The organism is Acidovorax sp. GW835-FHT14G06, from assembly GCF_058793595.1.
On the sequence record NZ_JBXAGA010000002.1, the window covers coordinates 406,874 to 426,311 of the forward strand.

Genomic DNA, 19,438 nt, shown 5'->3' on the forward strand with positions numbered 1-19,438 from the left:
CTCAGGTTGTGACAGCCCGTCTGTGCCTTGGCTCATGTCGTTTCCTCTTCCAAGATCAATGGCCGCTTCTGGCCGATAGCCGCCATCCTAGCAACCAATTCAGGCGCAAAGACAAGCAGACAGGCTGCACACTCAGCTGGTGAAAATCTAAGCTGATCGCGTGTCTGGGCTCTCAGGCAGGTTTTCACGTTGTACCTTCAGCGCCAAATTCAGCTCCTGAACTAGTTTGCGCAGTGCGGCTCTTTGCCCGCCTTTGTAGGCATTACGCGCTGCCACCACCTTTCCTTCTGGGCTTGCGGGGCCGGTGGATTGGTTCCAGGGCTTCCACCGTTGGATGGCCTCGCGCTGGCGTTGTCGCTGCTCTGTCGTCCATGTCCGTGCTGCCATGCTGCGGCCCCTCTAATAGTTCGTCTGGCGCGGTTCTCGGTTTTCTCGCACGCGCGCGGGCGTGCGTAATGGTCTCGAAACCCTCGTTGTTCACCTGCTGCGGCCCGTGGGCGATGTTGGCCTGCTTGGCAAAGATCACGGGCGGGTTCTTGATGGCCGCCAATGTCTCAAGCGTGGCGCGGCATTGGCCCTGGGCCTTGAGTGCCAGTCGCATATAGCGCTCGGTGGCGTCCATGTATTCGCCCATGTTCAGTGCTGCCCGCCGGGCCATCTCGTTAAAGATGGCGTCCAGCGTTGCGGCTTGCGCCGTGAGGGTGGTTTCTGCGTGCTTGAGGTCGCCGCCGTGGGTGGTGTCCACGCGCTTCTTCAACGTCAATACGCACTCGGTCACGTCCAGTGTGCCAAACGTGCCCTTTGCAAATGTGCGTGCGGTCATCGCATTGACCGCAACGCTGCCCAACGCCATTGCCGCGATTTGGGCGGCGTATGTCTGCGCCGGGTCTTTGTGTAGCTGCAGGGTGTTGGGGTCGGCGTTGCCGGTTTGCACCGCAGGGGCCTGGGCCTTCTTGGTCATCGTGTGTGCCCCTTGAACCCTGGGCAGTGCTGAGGCGTCACCACCAGCACATGCGCCAGCCCTGCGTCTGCTGGGCGGGTGCAGATGGCGGCCTGTTTCCAGTTCCCGCAGCCCCAGCGGCCCACGCCTTGCAAGTGGGCGCACTCCAGGCACAGTCGGCGGCTGTCGTTGTCCCTGTCCCGCGTCACCAGCTTGTCGGCCAGGGCTTCGGCGTCGTCCAGGGACAGCCCCTTGTCGGTGAAGCGCGCCAGCCGCGCCGTGAAGGCGTCAATCTCCGCCGTGCTCATCGCAGAGCTATGGGGCCAGCACCAGCGGTCAGGGTCTGAGGTGGCTTCGTTGGCCGGTGGCTGCTGTGGGGCTGTGAAGTTTTCAGAAGGCCCATCGGGGCACGCTACAAAACCTACGAAACCGGGTTCTGTAGGTTTCGTAGCGTTGGCGTCTGGGGTTGGTGCCGATTTCAGGCGCTGTAGCCACTTCATCACGCGCCCCCCTTCATCAGCACGGGGTGCAGCATGTATCGCTCGCTGGGCCTGCCGCCTGCCGCGCCGCTGGGCGTGGCCTCACGCTCCAGCCAGCCATAGTCGGCCAGCAGGTCGGCGGCCTTGCGCACGGCGTCTGGTGTGCCCAGTCCTGCCCAGTGCTTCACCGCGATCTGTCTGGGCGTGAAGGCGTCTAGCAAAGTCCCGTCACTGTCAGCCAGCTTGCCCGCCTTGATCTTGTCCAGCAGTTGCTTGGCTGCGCTGGTTTCGGGCATCACCGCTGCGGCATACAGGCGCTCGGCATGGGTGCGCAGGTAGTCGGCCCATGCCAATGCGCGGATCAGCTCGCGCTCGTGGATCAGGTGTCCGCTTTCGGGCGTGTCCACCAGGGCAAAGATCAGCGCCAGGGCTGGCACCAGCTTGCGGTACTTGGCAAGGTGCGACACCAGGGCCGGGTGCAGTTCCTCCCCGCGCAGCTCCGTCTCAAACGGGATCAGCCATTCCTCAAACAGAGCCTGTGCTTCAGGGGTGAAGCGCCATTCCTGCGCATCGCTGTCGGTGGACGGTTTTAGCTGGTTCAGGCGCTCAAACACCGCCCATGCAGCCTGCTTTGCAGGGGTGTCGGGCCACCGATCCACATAGACAAATTCGCGGTTCACATCGGGCCACACCGTCAGCCCAAAGCGCTGCAGCAGGCCATCATCACCCGCACCGCCTGCCACCGCCTCGCGCACATAGCTCTGCACCTTGCCGGGCTGGATGCCGCCCAGCATTGCCAGACACACGCGGGGCACAAATGATTCACCGCGCCCGATGCGATCCACGGCGTGGCCTTGGTTGCCGTCATAGCCCGTCAGGTAGAAGCCCCGCGCGCCTTCTTGCCCCTGTTTGTCCATGCTGCACAGCAGTCCGTGGATCTCATCGCGGTAAACCAGCGTGCCCCACTGATTCACCGTCAGCAGCTCGGCCAGCTTTTCCACCGTGGCATCGTTGACCACGTAGCGCCGCATGGTGGGCTCTGCGGTCAGGTTGTCGGCTGGCTGCAGCAGCGCCCGCGCTTTGGCCGGGTCTTTGGCAGCCTGGGCTGCGGCCTGCTTTTCATTGGCCTTGGCGGCCAGCTCGGCCACCTTGCAATCGAGTTGCCAGGCTTCGTGCGCTGCCTGCCACTGTTCCCGCTCTGTTTTTTCAAGGCGCTGCAGGGGCTTCAATACCTCGCTCAGTGCGGGCGACTTCATCACACCAGGGCGGCCCACAATGGCGCCCCACAGATTGGGCGTCACTGCCCAATCGTCGCGGGCCTTGGGCTTGACCACAGCACGCGCACCGATCAGGCTGGAGAGCGCCACCACAGCCCCCACCGCTGTGAAGTCGGGCGGGCACTGCATACGGTCTGCAATGTCGGCCACCCAGCACCGCAGGGCCTCCGGCAGCAGCTCTGCATCAAACGGTGCCACGGGCGGCAGGCCACTCGGCAGGGACACGGGGTGAGGCCAGCCGCTGTCGGTGGGTGCCATCACGGCACCATCAATGCACGCCTTCACCGCGTCCAGCCCCTGCAGTTGGTGCAGGTCGTTAAAGTCCGTCGCCTTCTCTGGGCGGCTGTCGCCAAAGTCAGGTTTTGACAGGTCGCCGCCTACCGCCTGCGCTGCCTCGGTGGCTTTGGTCAGGCCTGGGTTTCCATCGGTGCGCCAGTCATCGTCGGCGGCCATGATGATGCGCAGCGCCGGGTATTTGCCGTGCAGCGCCTGGGCCACGGGCAGCAGGTTGCCCGCGTTGAAGGCCACCGCCACCGCGTGGCCCGTGGCCTCATGGATGCTGGCACCGGTGGCGAAGCCCTCGCACACTACCAGCACGCCTTGGGGCTTGCCCATGGAGTGATAGCAGCCCACCACCCGCCCGCCGGGCAGGAATCGCTTGTCGCCATCGGGCGCAATGGTCTGCAGGCTGTGCAGGGCGCCATCCACATCACGCAAGGGGATCACCAGCCGCTGCCCATCACACCGTGCGCCGTGGGGCTGTATGCCCTTGCGTGCCAGGTACTCATGCTGCATGGCCGGTGTTGCGGCCTGCCACAGCGCCGCCGCTGTCTGGCGCGCCTGCTGCTGGCGTTGGGCCTGCTCTGCATCGCGCTGTGCCTTCATGGCCTTGATGCGCTGGCGGTGTGCATCGCGCTCGGCCTGGGTCATCGCCGTGTCGGGCTTGCTGCTCCAGGTCTGTGACCAGCCATTGCGCCAGCAGCCAAACACGCCCGCCGCGATGCCGTCCGGGTGCAGCACATACCAGCCCGAGTCGTCGCCACGCTTGCCGCTGGTGTTGAAGCGGTGCAGGCTTCCATCAGCCTCAATCGTGGGCGGGGGTGGCAGGCCCGCCGCCTCCATGGCGGAGCTGAATCCATCAATGGCGCTCTGCATGGTGGCCCCCCTTGGCTTCCAGCACGTAGAGCCCCACGCGGTGTTTGCCACCGCCTTCGGTTTCTACCGTCTGCCAGTGCGTGCGGATCACATCACCGGCATGGCGCAGTTGCATCACCCGTGCGCGCGGGTCGTAGCAGTCCAGATAGCGTGAAGCCTCAAACGTGGTGAGTGCAAAGCGGGCCAGCGCAGCCCGGATGCGCGTGCATTGCGCCGTGGTGTCGGTGCCCGGATGCGCGGCCAGAATCTCGGCCAGGGCCTGCCGCTTGGTTGCGTCGGTATGCATGGTGTGCCCCCTTACGCATCGGCGGTGTGTTGGTTGATCCACGCGCGCACGTCGCCCACCTTCCATGCCGTCACACGCTCAGACAGGCGGTGCGGCTTAGGGAAGGTGCCCGCCTTCACCTTGCGCCACAGGGTAGGCGCGCTGAAGGGCAGGGGGGCAGGGCTGTCGGGGCGCTTGGGGCTCTGTACCAATTGCGCTTCGCGGATGAATGCGCTGTCGGGCAGGGCGTCGAATATGGAGGGCGCAGCGACTTGGGTGTTGTAGTGGATCACTGCAGCACCTCCTTGGCGGATTGTTGGCTGCGCGTGCGGGTGGCGCTTTCCAGATATTGCGCCACGGCCTTGCGTGGGTAGAGGTAGCGATTACCCAGCAGGATGTATGCGGGGCCGGTCCCGCGCTTTCGCCATGCCTCCACCGTGCTTTGGGATAGCTTTCCCAAAAGCATCACGTCCGTTTCGGTCAGGCAGTCCAGTTTGTCTGCCAATGCGCGCAGGCGGTCTAGTTGAGACTCTGCTGCTTGTTGAATGGTGGTTTCCATTTCCCATTTCCTTTCTGGCGTTTGCCAAAAGTGACTGATGGGTGAATGGTGTTTTTTTAGCTGCTTTAAGTCATTACCCGTCTGCTGGCATACCGTCCGGTTTGCTGGCAGACGGGGTATCTTTCAGCCACACCTCGCGCATTTGCTTTTCAGTTATCGAAACTTGGTATTCGTTATGAACACGCCTTACGTAATCTCTTGCAAATGCTGATTTGTTTTCACTGTAAGCCGACTTATGTTTAGCCCATTCTGCAACCACGAACGCCTTAGCTCGATTGGTTGGACCATGCTTTCTAAGTGCAGCTCGGCGTGCCTTATCTTTATTGAAATCCGCTAGACGCTGCTCCATATCGACTTCCATCTCATTTGTGATTTCGATATGGCGTTCATATTTCAGTGCCAAGCCAAATGCCAAGGCTGCATCAAAGGCAGAATTCGCCGCACTGATGAGTCTTGCGGCAACGGGGCCATCCTCCGAAAAGCCAAGATCCTCCTCTGGACATTCAAGTGTTTCAACGCAACTCGCCACTAACATCAGCGCAAGCACTGCCGCGCACTTTACTGGACAGGATCCGGGCTCTTCGGGGTCGGTGGGGCCCCATCCAACATCCGTCGCGAAGCTCAATGCCTCTACTTCTGAGGGTTCTTCATATTCCTCCTCAAACTTCTCCAGATCGGCTTCGTTGTTGCTTTCTACTCTTTCAAGCGCCGTGTTGTAGAAGTATTCCCGAACACGCTCGACTTGATAATCGACATCTTTTTCAATCCAAAGGATTTGATCCTTTGGCACTTCTTTGAGAAGTTCTCTTGCTTTCCAAGCTACATCGAAAAGCCCGAAGAACGGGTAAAGCGGAACGTTACCTTCCAAGGGGTCGAATTTTTCAAAACAATCCATGCGTTCCCTCGCGCTCCCTGAAAAGGTGCCAGCCCAGCCCGTCAGGGGAAACGGGTTTTCGGGGATCAGCCTAGGGCTGGCAAATCGGTCAGCGTTGCATCATGCAGCGCCATGCAACGGGATTACATCGGCCCCCTTGCGTAACTTGTCCAAATAGTCCGCCCACTCTTTCATCATCCGGCGTCGTTGCTCCATGAATTCGGCTCGGTCATAGGCGGCCCCCAGCGGCCCCGACTTGCCGTGCGCCAGTTGGGCTTCAATAACATCGGCGGATATGCCGTGGATGCGCTCAATCATCAGCGTGCGCGCCATGGCGCGGAACCCGTGGGCGCTCATCTCGTCGGAGGCAAAGCCCATGCGCCGCAGGGCTGCATTGATGGTGTTGTCGCTCATGGCTCGCTCGCCCGTGCGCAGGCTGGGGAACACGTAGCGGCCATGGCCCGTGAGGGGTTGCAGCTCTTTCAGGATGGCGATGGCCTGCCGGGCCAGGGGCACAAAGTGCGGTCTGCCGTTGATCTTCTGTGCTAGCCGCCGCTTCATGTCCTGGGATGGAATGGTCAGCAAGGCTTTGTCGAAGTCGATCCACGCCCATTCCATCTGCCGGATGTTGCCGGGGCGCTGAAAGAGCAGGGCAGACAGCGCCAGCGCCGCCTTGGTCATGGGCTGGCCGGTATAGTCGTCAATGGCCCGCAGCAGCTCGCCCGCTTTGGCTGGCTCCAGCAGGGCAGCCATGTGCTTGACCACGATGGGCTTCAATGCGCCGTGCAGGTCAGTCACGGGGCTGCGCTCGCAGCGCCCGGTCTGCACACCGTAGCGGAACACCTGCCCGGCGGTCTGGCGCAGGGTGTGGGCGGTTTCGTTGGCCCCGCGCTTCTCTACCTTGCGCAGTGCGTCCAGCAGCACGGGCGCGGTGATGGCGGGCAGCGTGAGCTTGCCGATGTACGGGAACAGGTCTTTCTCCATCCGCTCGATCCATCGCGCCGCATAGCGGGGGCTCCAGCCGCTGGCCTGGGTGGCGTGGAATTCGCGGGCCACTGCTTCAAAAGTGTTGGCTGCGGCTACGCGGGTTGCCAGCTTCTCGGCCTTCTTGGCTGCGCTGGGGTCCAGCCCTTCGGCCAGAAGTTCGCGGGCTTCATCACGGCGCTTGCGGGCCTTGGCTAGAGAGACTGCGGGGTACACGCCAATCGCCAGGGTTTTCTGCTTGCCCAGATGGCGGTAGCTCAAGCGCCAATACTTGCCAGCCGGTTTGACGTGCAGGTACAGGCCCTGCCCATCCGCGTGCTTCTCGCCCGTGGCAGAGCCAGCGGGCTTGACGTTCTTCACAAAGGTGTCTGTAAGTGCCATGCGTGCCCCTGTTGTTGGTATCTGCTCCGTTGGTATGCAGAGATACCGGCAGAAGTACCAACTTTTTGTTGGTATGTCATGGTACGCAGTGAAATGGCGTGAGACAACAAAAAACCCGCAACGCTAGGAAACGTGCGGGTTCTGAGAGGTAGTGAGACTGTGTGAAGGTCTGTTTTGGCCTGCCCGGAGGGACTCGAACCCCCGACCTATAGCTTAGAAGGCTATTGCTCTATCCAGTTGAGCTACGGGCAGATTGGTGTTGGCCGACTGTGTGGCCGGCCGGCTTGCGGAGTGTCCGCAACTGCGTGATGCAGGGCACTAATCATACCCGCCCTGACCAACGCTCTTGGCGGCCCGGCAGGATCGATTTTGCGCCAGGGATGGCGATGCGGTTATAACCGGGTCATCCCCCTTGGCTGCCCGCCTCACTGGAGCATTTGCCATGCCGCACAGCGTCACGCTGATCCACACCATTGCTGCTGCCCTTGGCTTGGCGTTGGTGTTGGGCTTTCTGGCTGCCCGTCTGCGGTTACCAGCATTGGTGGGATATCTGCTGGCGGGGGTGGCCATCGGCCCGTTCACTCCCGGTTTTGTCGCAGATGCGGCTCTGGCCAGCCAGTTGGCGGAGATCGGCGTGATGCTGCTGATGTTTGGCGTGGGCCTGCATTTTTCGTGGGGCGATCTGATAGCCGTGCGCAAGATTGCTGTGCCAGGCGCGGTGGTGCAGATGATCGTGGCGACATCGCTGGGCATGGGGCTGGCCTTGTGGTGGGGCTGGGGCGTGGGTGGTGCCCTGGTATTCGGCCTTGCGCTCTCTGTGGCCAGCACGGTGGTGCTGCTGCGTGCGCTGGAGACCCTGGGCATTCTGGACAGCTACACCGGGCGCATCGCGGTTGGGTGGCTGGTGGTGGAAGACCTGGCCATGGTGCTGGTATTGGTTCTGCTGCCGCCGCTGGGGGGATGGCTGGGAGGTGGTATGGGGGCGGGGCTGGACGCAGCGCAGCTGTGGCGTACGCTGGGCTGGACCTTGCTGCAGGTGGGCGGGTTTGTGGCTCTGATGCTGCTGGTCGGACGCAGGCTGTTTCCCTGGCTGTTGTGGCAGGTGGCACGTACGGGGTCGCGTGAACTGTTCACGCTGTGTGTGGTGGCGGCAGCAGTGGGCATTGCATTCGGATCGGCCGAGCTGTTTGGCGTGTCGTTTGCACTGGGGGCATTTTTTGCAGGCATGGTCATGCGCGAGTCGGAGTTCAGCCACCGCGCGGCGCATGAGTCGCTGCCTCTGCGCGATGCCTTTGCAGTGCTGTTTTTTGTGTCGGTCGGCATGCTGTTCAATCCTGCGGTCTTGTGGGAGCGCCCGCTGCAGGTACTGGCAGTAGTCGCCATCATCATGTTGGGCAAGACGTTGGCCGCTGCGGGCCTGGTGCTGGCGTTCCGTTACCCGCTCAACACCGCGCTCACTGTGTCGGCCAGCCTGGCGCAAATTGGTGAGTTCTCGTTCATTCTGGTCGCACTGGGGTCCTCTTTAGGGCTGCTGCCGCCGGAGGGGGCCAGCCTGGTGCTGGCGGGCGCCCTGTTCTCCATGGCGCTCAACCCGTTGTTGTTCCGTGCCATTGCCCCGTTGCAGGACTGGCTGCGCGCCAGATCGGCGCTTGCACGGCGGCTGGAGCAGCGTGATGACCCTTTGGCCGAACTGCCAACGAGCACCGATTCGCGTTACCTCGCGCGGCAGGTGGTGCTGGTAGGGTATGGCCGGGTAGGGCGGCGCGTGGCGGCAACGCTGGCGGCCAACGACATTCCCTTTGTGGTGGCGGAGCAGAACCGTGAACTGGTGGAAGCCTTGCGGGCCGATGGTGTGGCCGCCGTGTTTGGAGACGCGGTGGAGCCTGCCGTGCTGATCCAGGCCCACATTGCGCGGGCCGCCATGCTGGTGGTCGCCACCCCGGATGCGCTGCAGGTGCGCCAGATGATCGAGACGGCGCAGACCCTGAACCCGGGGATCGACATCGTGGTGCGCAGCCACAACGAGGACGAGGCCCAGCGGCTGGTGCAGGAGTGCAGCCATGCTGTGGTGTTCCTGGCAGAAGAAGCCCTGGCACAGGCGATGTCGCGCCATGTGCTGGAGCGAGCGCGGGTCCGCCAAGCCGCTGCCACCCGGCCCGTACCTCTGCATGGATCGGCGTGATTTGAAGGAAATCTGCCTGTTGCGCTAGAAGAACATGCCTGGATAGCTATCTAATTGATAGCAATCTGGCGCCTGCGGTTGCTAGCGCGTTGCACATTCTGGGTGGCTTACAAGCGGGGTGTCCCATCTGCGCGATATGTGGGACAACCCCCACCCCTGCGCCATGCAGGAGCTTGCCGTAGGGCTTTGGTCAATCCGTTTCTTCAAACACCAGGGATGGCACGGCCATCACGCGAGCGCTTTGGCCCAGTTCCTGGATCAGGTGGTTGGCAAAGTAGCTGTTCTGCGTGTCGGGCTCCAGCGCGGCCACGGCCAGGTTGGCTCGCGGCTGGTTCAGGGGCACATAGAAGCTGCCAGCGGGCGCATCAATGGCGCTGCGCAGGGTGGACACCTGCACGCGAACGATATCGCCGCTACCTGCGATGGTGCCGATCACGTCCTGGCGGTTGCCTGTTTCGCGCGCGGTTTCGTGGTAGCTCTCGGCCAGGACGGAACCAGGCTCTCCCACTCGCATGACCTGGATGCCCAATTGGCGCAGGCGTTCCACAGCAGCGCGGGCGTCAGACGACAGCCAGTAGCCGCAGGGTCGCGCACGCACCTTGGTGTTGCGCAGCGTCAGCGATGAGTTCCAGTCAACGCGGATGCTACGGTCCGCGCCCGTCTCGGGGTCCAGAAAATCCAGGTCGCGCTGGGTGGGCGTGGCCTCGGCTTCAATGACCACCTGGTCGCGGCAGGCCTGGGCACTCACGTCACGGGCTACGAACGTGCGCACCTGCTCCAGGTTGGCCGCCCGCTCGGCGGTGGTCCTCAGCGCGCTGGTGATGGCTGTGACCTGCGCATGCACGCGGCGCTGGATGTGCATGCGACCAATGCCCACGCCACGGGTTTCGATCAGCAGGCTGACCGTGTTCTTGAGGCCGTGGACGTTGCGACCCGTATCCGGCTGGGTGCCGCCCATGGAGATGCGCTTGTCCTGCAGGTTGGTCGAGGTGGTGTAGTACCAGTCACTCGTCAGGCCCTGGGCCTTGAGGGCGGCCACCATGGGCTGATGAAACCATTCCTGTGATGCCTTGGTGAGGAACTCGGGATAGTTGGCGGTGGTGGTGTATTGCAGCAGCGCGTCGTAGCGCTGGATGGCGTTGAACTTCTGCAGATAGCGGCCTACCACGGTGTATTCGTGGGCGTCCACGACGAGGATGGGGCGGTAGTCGTTGATGACCTGGGCCAGGGCACGGGCCTCGGGGGTGTTGAGCAACAGGTGGTCGCGGTTCAGGTCCACGCCATTGGCAGTAACGCGCGTGCCTACCTCGGCGCCATCGGGGTTGGCGCGGGGCACCACCACCACGTTGATGCGGTCCAGCAGCGGTTCGAGCAGGCCCTGGGCCAGTTCGCGGCTGATGACCAGCAGGGCTTCGCTGCCGGCGGGTTCGTCGCCATGCTGCTGCCCGATCAGCACGACGGTGGGGCGGTTACTCTTGTCCAGGCTGGCAGGGTCTGTGCCTGCGGCACGGGTGAGCAGCAGGCCCAGGATAGGCTCGCCGCGCTGCGAGGTGCCGATCTGCAGCAAATGGGTGCGGGTGCTGCCACGGGGCACGCCATCGCTCAGTCCGCGCAGCCATTGGCCCAACTCGGCATTGGTGGTGAAGGCCCTGCGGTCGGCACCCAGGCCGGGTGTGCTGTAGACCACTGAGGGGTCAGGGAACCGCGCGGCCACCGCATCGCCATAGGGCGGCGCCATGGGCGCTTCGTCGCGCACCAGCAGCGGTGCGGATGGGGGCAGGGGGCTGGCGACCACGGCGGCGCGTTGTGGGGGCAGCTGCGTCGGTGTCTGCTGCCCCAGCGGTGCGGGCACCACCGTGCCCTGCTGTACGCGTGGCAACGGCGCGGGGGCGCTGCGCTGCTGGGCAGTGGGAGTGGAGGGCCAGGGGGGCAGCGGTGTGCTGCCGCAGGCTGTCAGCAGCAGCGCTGCCAGCGTGGCCGGGGCGGCCCAGCGCGTGATCCGTAGTACAGGACGAGAAAGCTGGGCGGCATCGGCGCGGCGGCGCTGGAAATTTTGCTGGATCATGGTGTGGGCTGCCAGAGAGAGTCCCTGGTGTGGGGCGAGTGGGGCGCTTTGTACGTGGATGTTACCTGCGCGCGCCCGCCTCTCCTTGTCAGCGTACATCCCGTTGCAAACGCGTGGCGCCGTGGGCTGGTGCCGTGATCAGCGAGGGATGTTGCTGGGTGCGGTGGCGTCCGTGGGCGGCAGCGGCACGCTCTGGGTCGGGGGAGGGCTGGGCAGCTTCAGGCGCAGCAGGGCACGTACAAAGCCGTGGTCCGAGCGTGTGCGGTCCCGCCCCTCATGCAGGTGGTCATTAAAATAGTCCACCCGGCGCACATCGCCTACGCTATTGCGCCCGTTGGTCAGGAACTCTTCGCTGACCAGGATCTGGTCCAGCACATAGGGCGCGCCCTGGTGGATGTGCGAGTAGGCCACGTCCTTTTTCAGTGCGGCATCGCCCTGCAGGTCATAGGCATTGAAAAGCGCCACATCCCGGGCTGACCGGTCGTAGGCAATGTCGTTGGTGGCGCAGATCAGCTGCGTGGTCACGCTGTCGGGGGTGTCGTTGAAGTCGCCCAGCACCACCAGGGGCACGCTGGTGCGATGCAGCACGTCTATCACCAGGCACCGCAGTGCCATGGCCTCGGCACCGCGCATGATCAGCGAGCGCAGAGACGCCAGCGCCACCACCTTGCGGTCGTCCCGGTCCTCGGTGGGCTGGCCCAATGCATCCTGCAGAAACTTGGGGCGCTTGGATTTGAGATGGGCAGTGAGGACGTTGATGGTTTGACCATGCTTCATCCGCAACGTGGCCACGAGGGGTGGTCGCTCGAAGCGGGTGTGTTGGCCAATGCCAGGCACATCCACCTGAAAGCCCGGTGGGAAGTCGGCAAAGGACTGCAACGCCTCAACCTTGAGCCGTGTGGCCAGGCCCACTCGGGGCGTGCCTTGCGCGCCCTGTTGGGTGTCGTTGTTCTCTGCCCCTGGCACGGTGACAACGTCGTAGCGCAGGCCACCCCGACCCAGCGCCCCTTTGAAGGCTGCATCGTCCCAGACCTCCTGCACTGCCAGCACATCGGCGTTCAGTGCCCGAAAGCGCTCCCCCAGCCAGGTGATCTTGCGTTCAAACTCGGTCTGGCTATAGGGGTCCTGGTTCTCGTAGAACAGACGTCCCGGGTTGGCCAGGTTGAGCACATTGCAGGTGGCCACCATCAGGGTGTCCAGCGGTTGGGGGAGTTCGTTGGGGCGCATGAAAGGCGTGCAGCGTCGGCAGGGTCACGAGGGCCGCAGCCCCGGATCAACTGGTCTGCAGCGCGCGGCCGGACAGCACTTGCAGCCCGGGCCGACCCAACTGTACGGCATGGACCAGCGCACGGGCCACCTCCGCCCCGGGGCGGGCACGGTAGTTAGCGGGCAGGATCGGGTTCAGCCACTGAAAGAGCGTGAGCGACAGAGACTCGGCGGGCCGGTGGGCCTGCTGCAGCGCCCGGCGTTCGCCCATCAGCAGGGATGGGCGTGCAATGACCAGCGTCTCAAAACCCAGCTGCTGCAGGTCGCGCTCGACCTCGCCTTTGACGCGGTTGTAAAAAATGCGCGACTGCGCATTGGCCCCATGGCAGTGACCACGCCACAGCGGGTGGCGCCCGCTGCGCGCGCCGCGCGGGCGGTGGCCATCACGGCGTCATAGTCCACCGCACGGAACGCGCTCTGGCTGCCGGCTGCAGCCATGGTGGTGCCCAGGGTGATGTAGACATCGTCGGCCCGCGGCAAAGCGGGCATCGCCCCAAAATCCACCGCATGCAACTGCAGGCGGGGATGGTTCAACGCGGGGGCTCGCCGCCCCTTGGCGTGCAGCACATGGACGGTGACGCCCGCTGCGTCCGCTGTGTTGGCAGGGGACGCTTTGCGCGTATCAGCGGTTAAAAGAGCCGCGAGGACCGCCTGGCCCACGAGGCCCGTTGCCCCGGCCACCACCGCCACCCGCGCCTGTTCCTCCACCATAGCCGCCACCTCCAGAGTTGCGATAACCACCGCCGCCACCACCACGGCGGCCGCGTTCAGCCATGCTGTCCACGCTGGTGCGCATGGGGTCGGGCTGACCGCCTGCCCCATTGCCCGAACTGCGGTGGCCCGGATTGCTGTGACCCAGATGGGTACCCAGGTGCGCATTGGCGCGTGGGGGCTGTGCGTCATCGTAGCGATGGCCACCGCCGCCTTCAGGGCGTGGGCCTCGACTGCGCGCTGGTGCCTGGGCTGCTCCGTCACGGGCACTACTCCGACCAACACCCTGGCCGCCCCGGCCTCCTCCGGCCGGGCCCTGGGTGTTGCGTGGAGCACCGCCACCAGAGCGGCCACCACCGCCACCACCACCGTTGCCGGCACGAGGACCGCGCTCACCAACTTGGCCGCCGCCCTGGCCTGCCTTGTTGGTGCGGATGCGCTCCATCATTTCGCTGCGGGCTGCCTTGGCGGCCGCCTGCATCACGTCACGGCTCGGGGGCTTGCCTGCGCCGCCCCAGATGGTCTGGCGACCCATGGCGATGGGCTCGGCCTTCTCGCCTGGCTCGGGGCCAAAACCTTCAATGACCTGGACAGGAATCTGCTGCTTGGTGAAGCGCTCGATGTCCATCATGAAGCCTTCTTCGTCCATGCAGACCAGACTCACGGCTTCGCCAGTTGCGCCAGCGCGGCCCGTGCGGCCGATTCGGTGCACGTAGTCTTCGGAGACGTTGGGGATTTCGTAGTTGACGACGTGCGGCAGGTCATCGATGTCGATGCCACGCGCAGCAATGTCGGTGGCCACCAGGGCGCGGATCTCGCCGCTCTTGAAGCCCGCCAAGGCTTGCGTACGGGCGCTTTGGCTCTTGTTGCCGTGCAGGGCCATGGCCTGCACGCCGTTCTTGGTCAGGAATTCGGCCACGTTGTTGGCGCCGAACTTGGTGCGGGTGAACACCAGCACCTGGCTCCAGTTGTGCTGCTGGATGATGTGCAGCAGCACCTGCTTTTTCTTGCCGCGGCCCACAGGGTGGATCACCTGCGAGATACGCTGCACCGTGGTGTTGCGCGGGGTGACCTGAATGCTTTGGGGATTCTTGAGCAGGGTGTTGGCCAGCTCGCGGATCTCGTCGCTGAAAGTGGCCGAGAACAGCAGGCTTTGCTTGTCCTTGGGCACCAGGGCCAGAACCTTTTTCACGTCGTGAATAAAGCCCATGTCGAGCATGCGGTCGGCTTCGTCAAGCACCAGCACCTGCACGGTGGACAGGTCCAGGAAGCCCTGTTGCTGCAGGTCCAGCAGACGGCCAGGGGTGGCCACCAGGATGTCCACGCCGCGCTTGATACGGTCGATCTGCGGGTTCATGCCCACGCCACCGAAGACCACGGTGGAGTTGATGTCCAGGTACTTGCCGTATTCGCGCACAGATTCTTCGACCTGTGCCGCGAGTTCACGGGTGGGGGTCAGCACCAAGGCACGGATGCCCTTGCCGCCAAACTTGTTCTTGGGCGCCGCGCCTTGCGAGAGGCGGTGCAGCATGGGCAGGGTGAACGCAGCGGTCTTGCCGGTGCCAGTCTGCGCGCCGGCCAGAAGGTCGTGGCCTTCCAAAACGGCGGGAATGGCCTGGGCCTGAATGGGCGTGGGGGTTTCATAGCCCGTTTCGTGCACGGCCTTCAGGATGGCAGGAGCCAGGTTCAGTTCGTCAAATGTCATGTCGTTGGATGCGCCCGTCCGGGGCGCTGGGTATCCGCCTGTCGTGCAACCGGGAGGTTGCTGAGCCAGTCTCAGGCTGATGAGGTTCAGGATTGGGAGCCCGGAAGCGTGGCTTCCTTCGTCCCCAGCAGTGTGCTGATGTAGCGGGCAACTGGAGCCCACAACGGGGGTATTGTCGCATGGACCGATAATCTAGGGTTTGAGAGCGCGTTCGGCGTCTTTGGGGATTGCTCCAAATGATCCTCCGAACCCGCTCGAATGCAGACTCCCTGCCCACTTTCGCAAGCTAGAACCCTCCATGGCCCAATACGTTTATTCGATGAATCGCGTCTCCAAGACCGTGCCGCCCAAGCGGCAGATCTTGAAGGACATCTCCCTGAGCTTTTTCCCGGGCGCCAAGATTGGCGTGCTGGGCCTGAACGGCTCGGGCAAATCCACCCTGCTCAAGATCATGGCCGGCGTGGACAAGGAAATCGAAGGCGAAGCCATCCCCATGCCCGGGATCAAGATCGGCTACCTGCCCCAGGAGCCGCAGCTCAACAACGAGCACACGGTGCGCGAGAGCGTGGAAGAGGCCATGGGCGAAGTCTTTGCTGCCAAGGCCAAGCTGGAAGAGGTCTACGCTGCCTACGCCGAGCCCGATGCCGATTTTGATGCGCTGGCTGCAGAACAGGCCCGCCTGGAAGCGATCATTGCCACGGTGGGTACCGACTCCGAGCACCAGCTCGAAATCGCTGCCGACGCGCTGCGTCTGCCTCCCTGGGAGGCCAAGGTCGGCCTGCTGTCTGGCGGTGAAAAGCGCCGCATCGCGCTGTGCCGCCTGCTGCTGTCCAAGCCCGACATGCTGCTGCTCGACGAACCCACCAACCACTTGGACGCTGAATCGGTGGACTGGCTGGAGCAGTTCCTGCATCGCTTTCCGGGCACCGTGGTGGCTATTACCCACGATCGCTACTTCCTGGACAACGCGGCCGAGTGGATTCTGGAACTGGACCGCGGCTATGGCCACCCCTACAAGGGCAACTACAGCACGTGGCTGGACCAGAAGCAGGCCCGCCTGGAGTCCGAAAACAAGGGCGAGGAAGCCCGCGCCAAGGCCCTGAAGAAGGAACTGGAATGGGTGCGCCAGAACGCCAAGGGCCGCCAGGCCAAGAGCAAGGCGCGTATCGCCCGTTTCGAGGAACTGAGCGACTACGAATACCAAAAGCGTAACGAAACGCAGGAAATCTTCATTCCTGTGGCCGAGCGCCTGGGCACCCAGGTCATTGAGTTCCACAACGTCACCAAGTCGTTCGGGGATCGCGTGCTCATCGACAACCTGTCCATGACCATCCCTGCGGGCGCCATCGTTGGCATCATCGGCCCGAACGGTGCCGGTAAATCGACCCTGTTCAAGCTCATCGCGGGCCGCGAGCAGCCTGACAGCGGCGAGGTGGTGATCGGCTCCACCGTGAAGATGGCCTTTGTGGACCAGCACCGCGATGCCCTGTCGGACGACAAGACCGTATGGGAAGACATCTCCGGTGGCCTGGACATGATCAACATCGGCAAGTTCACCATGGCCAGCCGTGCCTACGCCGGGCGCTTCAACTTCAACGGCGGTGACCAGCAAAAGAAGGTGGGCATGCTGTCGGGCGGTGAGCGTGGCCGACTGCACCTGGCCAAGACACTGATCGCTGGCGGCAACGTGTTGCTGCTGGACGAGCCTTCGAACGACCTGGACGTGGAAACCCTGCGTGCGCTGGAAGACGCTTTGCTCGAATACGCGGGCACAGTGTTGGTTATCAGCCACGATCGCTGGTTCCTGGACCGGATCGCTACCCACATCCTGGCCGCCGAAGGTGACAGCCAGTGGACGTTCTTTGACGGCAATTACCAGGAGTACGAGGCCGACAAGAAGAAGCGCCTGGGTGAAGAAGGTGCAAAGCCCAAGCGGATGCGTTTCAAGGCCCTGAAATAAGGGCTGAGGTCAAGTAGGATTGCATCTGGAAACCTCTGGCCCGATTCCTCCCTCCCACTATGTCACTGCCCGCATCGCGTCTGAGAGCCGTTTTCCGCGCCTGCGTTGTCAACGCCGTTCGCGGGGGTGAGGCCCTGATGGGGCAGCTCGTCAAGGTCACCCAAGGTGCCTTGACCAGCGAGGAGTCGGCAAGCCGCAATATCCAGCAGCGCAATTTGCTCAGCGATTCGCTGCGCCTGCTCAATGAGCACGAGGCAGCACTGCTCAAGGGCTACCCCATGGCCCTGCTGGAAATTTTTGCCGAAGGCCCCGCTGTCTCCAAGGGGCGCAGCTCGGCCGATGACACCGGCATGGATTTTGGCGAGCTTTCGCTGATGGACGAAAGCGAAATGCAGGCACAGGTGGAGCTGTCCAAGGCGCAGCAGTCTGCGCTGCATGCCACCGATGCCGTGCTGGCCGAACTCAACACCCTGGTGAGCGCTGCGCAAGGTTTGCGCAGTGTTCAACCCGAGCGCAACCCCCTGCGGCCCGAGAGCTACATCCGTGCTTTGCAGCAAGTGGTGGGCGAAACTGGCGTCTCGGCAGACGTCCGCCAGCTGTGGATGCAGCACATGCGCGATCTGTTGGGCAAGCTGCTGGCCGAAGAATACAAAAAAACCGCCCAGAGCTTGCGCGAGCATGGCGTGCAGCCTGTGGGCTATGCCGTGCTGGGCACGCCTTCGGGTGGCGGTCGCGGTGCAGGCGCGGGCGCCGGTTATGGCGGGTCTGGTTATGGCGGCCCTGGCACGGGTTATGGCAGTGGTTATTCCGGCTATGGCCCGTCGATGAACGCGCCCATGGGCGACTATGGCAACACGGGCTATGGGCGTGGCGTGGGCCCAGGTACCGGTTGGAGCGGCGACTCCCAGCAGGGTGCGATGGTGCCTGTGGATGCCGCCGAAGAGGCGCTGCTCACGGTCGGTATCCTGCGCCAGATGCTGGCGGGCGGCGATCCGTTTGTCCCTCCGGTCTATGGCGCAGTGCCTGCGCAGGCGGTGGTCATGCCCAGCGGCTCGGGTCAGCCGGGCTGGGTGGACCCCCGCGCGGGCGCCGCCAGCGCCCAGTCATCGCTGGCAGGGGGCTATTACCCCTCGGGCGCGGCGGCCGAAGCCATTGAAGACATGGCCCAGCTAGAGCGTCTTGTGGGGCGTCTCGCCAATGGCGGCACAGTCAGTCAGCCGGGTTCGTTGCCCGTGCCTCTCGCGGGCTGGCGTGGGCCTGGCGTGGCACCTGTGGTCTATGCAGCCATGCCCATGGAGGCAGCTACCCAGTCCACCGCCATGGCGGTGGAGGTGGTGGGGCGCATGATGGCCAACATCGCCCAGGATACCCGCCTGCTGCCCCCTGTGCAGCAGGCAGTCAAGAGCCTGGAACCTGCGCTCAAGCAACTGGTACACCACGACGGCCGGTTTTTTACCGACAGCAGCCATCCTGCGCGCCGATTGCTGGATGAGCTCACGCAGCGCAGCCTGGCATTTACCGCCGAGACGGAGCCCGGCTTCAGCCGTTTCATGCGGCTGGTGACCGAGGCTGTGGGCCACCTGTCAGCCCACGAGGTCAAGGACGCGGGACCGTTCGACACCGTGCTCAAGGCGCTGCAGTCTGCCTGGGACACCCAAGAGCAAAAAATCAAGGCCCAGCAGGAGGCCGAACAAAAAGCCAAATTGCAGGCTGAGCAGCGTGAACTGCTGGCCGAGAAGATCGCAGCCGACATTCGCAAGCTGCCCGATGTAGACAAGGTGCCATCGGACGTGCTGGATTTTGCGGCGGGCCCCTGGGCTGACGTGGTAGCGCTGGCGCAGGTGATGCGCAGCGACGATAGCCAGGACGATGACCCAAGTGGTTACCTGGCCCTGGTCCCGGTGCTGCTATGGACTGCACAGCCCGACCTCACGCGCCAGGAGACCGACCGGCTCAACGAGGCAATCCCTGGCTTGCTGGCCAAGCTGCGCAAGGGCCTCAAGACCATCAACTACCCCGCTGTGCAGACCAGTGCGTTCTTGCAGCGGCTGGTGGCGCTGCACCAGGCAGCTTTCGAAAAGCCGGCACCGGCCTCCGTGCCTGCCCCAGCGGCCGAGCCCGATGCGACAAAGGCCGTGCCAGAAATGTTCGAGCCCTCTGAGGCTTCGGCCCTTGGACCGCAGGACAGTGCCCAGGCCCCACTGGATGCCCCAGATCCTTACGCCGACTTTGTCATTGGAGCCTGGGTGGAGTTGGTGACCAATGGCCGGGTGGTACGCACGCAGCTCACCTGGGCCAGCCCGCATGGCACCCTGTTTTTGTTCACTGCGCCGGATGCCAGCACCCAATCCATGACCCGCCGGATGCGCGACAAGCTGGCCGCCGAAGGCGCGCTGCGCGTAGTCCCAGCCCAGCCACCCAAACCAGCCAAGACCGTGGCCCGCACGTCGGGCTCGGCAGAGATGGGTGGGGTAGATCGCAAGTCGCCGTCCGACGGCCGTTCGGTGTCCAGTTCCAGGCTGGGGCAGCTCTCCAAGTCAGCCCCTCTGTCTCCGTCTTCGGGTTCCAAGACCCCTAAAAATCGCTGAGCGTAAAGAGGCGCAGACCCTGGGCAGCACCCGCAGGCCACAAGCGG

15 protein-coding genes and 1 tRNA gene are annotated in these 19,438 nt (G+C 63.8%); 4 read left to right on the plus strand and 12 right to left on the minus strand.

Translation table 11 applies throughout. The features are described 5' to 3' along the window. Positions 1-262: 262 nt before the first annotated feature. The 9 genes from AC1Q64_RS04465 to AC1Q64_RS04505 form a co-directional block, all read right to left on the minus strand. Entirely contained in the window at positions 263-961 is a 699-nt protein-coding gene (locus tag AC1Q64_RS04465) for a hypothetical protein (protein ID WP_492250598.1), read from the minus strand. Further along, complete coding sequence (locus tag AC1Q64_RS04470; protein ID WP_099730601.1) at positions 958-1,248, minus strand: hypothetical protein; 291 nt, start codon at positions 1,246-1,248, stop codon at positions 958-960. The genes AC1Q64_RS04465 and AC1Q64_RS04470 overlap by 4 nt, the downstream gene beginning before the upstream one ends. A gap of 191 nt (positions 1,249-1,439) precedes the next feature. Beyond that, positions 1,440-3,851, minus strand: a complete 2,412-nt coding sequence (locus AC1Q64_RS04475; protein WP_099730600.1) for a DUF3987 domain-containing protein — start codon at positions 3,849-3,851, stop codon at positions 1,440-1,442. Further along, positions 3,835-4,137, minus strand: coding sequence for a helix-turn-helix domain-containing protein (locus AC1Q64_RS04480; protein WP_492250599.1), 303 nt, complete (start codon positions 4,135-4,137; stop codon positions 3,835-3,837). The genes AC1Q64_RS04475 and AC1Q64_RS04480 overlap by 17 nt, the downstream gene beginning before the upstream one ends. An 11-nt stretch (positions 4,138-4,148) precedes the next feature. Then, a complete protein-coding gene (locus AC1Q64_RS04485; RefSeq protein WP_099730598.1) occupies positions 4,149-4,409 on the minus strand; it encodes a helix-turn-helix transcriptional regulator in 261 nt (86 codons plus the stop codon). Further along, the gene (locus AC1Q64_RS04490; protein WP_099730597.1) at positions 4,406-4,675 is read right to left on the minus strand and encodes a helix-turn-helix transcriptional regulator; all 270 of its coding nucleotides are present in this window, start codon (positions 4,673-4,675) and stop codon (positions 4,406-4,408) included. Before AC1Q64_RS04490 ends, AC1Q64_RS04485 begins: the two co-directional genes overlap by 4 nt. A gap of 73 nt (positions 4,676-4,748) precedes the next feature. Further along, positions 4,749-5,570: a hypothetical protein gene (locus AC1Q64_RS04495; protein ID WP_143227274.1), complete on the minus strand. Its 822-nt coding sequence runs from the start codon at positions 5,568-5,570 to the stop codon at positions 4,749-4,751. A 99-nt stretch (positions 5,571-5,669) separates the two neighbouring features. After that, positions 5,670-6,914 (minus strand): tyrosine-type recombinase/integrase, encoded by a 1,245-nt coding sequence (locus AC1Q64_RS04500; RefSeq protein WP_099730596.1) that lies wholly within the window; start codon positions 6,912-6,914, stop codon positions 5,670-5,672. A gap of 175 nt (positions 6,915-7,089) precedes the next feature. Then, a tRNA-Arg gene (locus AC1Q64_RS04505) sits at positions 7,090-7,166 on the minus strand. 190 nt (positions 7,167-7,356) lie between these two features. On the opposite strand from AC1Q64_RS04505, the gene AC1Q64_RS04510 reads away from it, so the two are divergent. Beyond that, positions 7,357-9,096 carry a cation:proton antiporter domain-containing protein gene (locus AC1Q64_RS04510; protein WP_492250600.1) on the plus strand — a complete coding sequence of 580 codons (1,740 nt, stop codon included), beginning with the start codon at positions 7,357-7,359 and terminating at the stop codon, positions 9,094-9,096. 190 nt (positions 9,097-9,286) lie between these two features. Here AC1Q64_RS04510 and AC1Q64_RS04515 read toward each other — a convergent pair whose 3' ends face one another. Both AC1Q64_RS04515 and AC1Q64_RS04520 read right to left on the minus strand, forming a co-directional pair. Continuing rightward, positions 9,287-11,161 (minus strand): M14 family metallopeptidase, encoded by a 1,875-nt coding sequence (locus tag AC1Q64_RS04515; RefSeq protein ID WP_492250601.1) that lies wholly within the window; start codon positions 11,159-11,161, stop codon positions 9,287-9,289. Between the two features lie 138 nt (positions 11,162-11,299). Next, positions 11,300-12,388 (minus strand): endonuclease/exonuclease/phosphatase family protein, encoded by a 1,089-nt coding sequence (locus AC1Q64_RS04520; protein ID WP_492250602.1) that lies wholly within the window; start codon positions 12,386-12,388, stop codon positions 11,300-11,302. Positions 12,389-12,497: 109 nt separating this feature from the next. Between AC1Q64_RS04520 and AC1Q64_RS04525 the strand changes: the two genes are divergently transcribed. Next, positions 12,498-12,824 (plus strand): hypothetical protein, encoded by a 327-nt coding sequence (locus tag AC1Q64_RS04525; protein ID WP_492250603.1) that lies wholly within the window; start codon positions 12,498-12,500, stop codon positions 12,822-12,824. Positions 12,825-13,049: 225 nt separating this feature from the next. Here AC1Q64_RS04525 and AC1Q64_RS04530 read toward each other — a convergent pair whose 3' ends face one another. Next, entirely contained in the window at positions 13,050-14,843 is a 1,794-nt protein-coding gene (locus tag AC1Q64_RS04530) for a DEAD/DEAH box helicase (protein WP_492250604.1), read from the minus strand. A 298-nt stretch (positions 14,844-15,141) separates the two neighbouring features. Between AC1Q64_RS04530 and ettA the strand changes: the two genes are divergently transcribed. Continuing rightward, positions 15,142-16,803: an energy-dependent translational throttle protein EttA gene (ettA, locus tag AC1Q64_RS04535; RefSeq protein ID WP_492250605.1), complete on the plus strand. Its 1,662-nt coding sequence runs from the start codon at positions 15,142-15,144 to the stop codon at positions 16,801-16,803. A gap of 59 nt (positions 16,804-16,862) precedes the next feature. Further along, on the plus strand, positions 16,863-19,391 hold the full coding sequence (locus AC1Q64_RS04540; RefSeq protein ID WP_492250606.1) for a DUF1631 family protein: 2,529 nt from the start codon (positions 16,863-16,865) through the stop codon (positions 19,389-19,391). Positions 19,392-19,438: the final 47 nt, after the last annotated feature.

Bases quoted from the DNA above. Each gene is read 5' to 3' on its own strand.
- AC1Q64_RS04525 (WP_492250603.1), top strand. From the start codon at position 12,498: ATGGACCAGCGCACGGGCCACCTCCGCCCCGGGGCGGGCACGGTAGTT.
- AC1Q64_RS04530 (WP_492250604.1), bottom strand. From the start codon at position 14,843: ATGACATTTGACGAACTGAACCTGGCTCCTGCCATCCTGAAGGCCGTG.
- AC1Q64_RS04540 (WP_492250606.1), top strand. From the start codon at position 16,863: ATGTCACTGCCCGCATCGCGTCTGAGAGCCGTTTTCCGCGCCTGCGTT.
- AC1Q64_RS04465 (WP_492250598.1), bottom strand. From the start codon at position 961: ATGACCAAGAAGGCCCAGGCCCCTGCGGTGCAAACCGGCAACGCCGAC.
- AC1Q64_RS04515 (WP_492250601.1), bottom strand. From the start codon at position 11,161: ATGATCCAGCAAAATTTCCAGCGCCGCCGCGCCGATGCCGCCCAGCTT.
- AC1Q64_RS04520 (WP_492250602.1), bottom strand. From the start codon at position 12,388: ATGCGCCCCAACGAACTCCCCCAACCGCTGGACACCCTGATGGTGGCC.
- AC1Q64_RS04510 (WP_492250600.1), top strand. From the start codon at position 7,357: ATGCCGCACAGCGTCACGCTGATCCACACCATTGCTGCTGCCCTTGGC.
- AC1Q64_RS04470 (WP_099730601.1), bottom strand. From the start codon at position 1,248: ATGAGCACGGCGGAGATTGACGCCTTCACGGCGCGGCTGGCGCGCTTC.
- AC1Q64_RS04500 (WP_099730596.1), bottom strand. From the start codon at position 6,914: ATGGCACTTACAGACACCTTTGTGAAGAACGTCAAGCCCGCTGGCTCT.
- AC1Q64_RS04480 (WP_492250599.1), bottom strand. From the start codon at position 4,137: ATGCATACCGACGCAACCAAGCGGCAGGCCCTGGCCGAGATTCTGGCC.
- AC1Q64_RS04495 (WP_143227274.1), bottom strand. From the start codon at position 5,570: ATGGATTGTTTTGAAAAATTCGACCCCTTGGAAGGTAACGTTCCGCTT.
- AC1Q64_RS04490 (WP_099730597.1), bottom strand. From the start codon at position 4,675: ATGGAAACCACCATTCAACAAGCAGCAGAGTCTCAACTAGACCGCCTG.
- ettA (WP_492250605.1), top strand. From the start codon at position 15,142: ATGGCCCAATACGTTTATTCGATGAATCGCGTCTCCAAGACCGTGCCG.
- AC1Q64_RS04475 (WP_099730600.1), bottom strand. From the start codon at position 3,851: ATGCAGAGCGCCATTGATGGATTCAGCTCCGCCATGGAGGCGGCGGGC.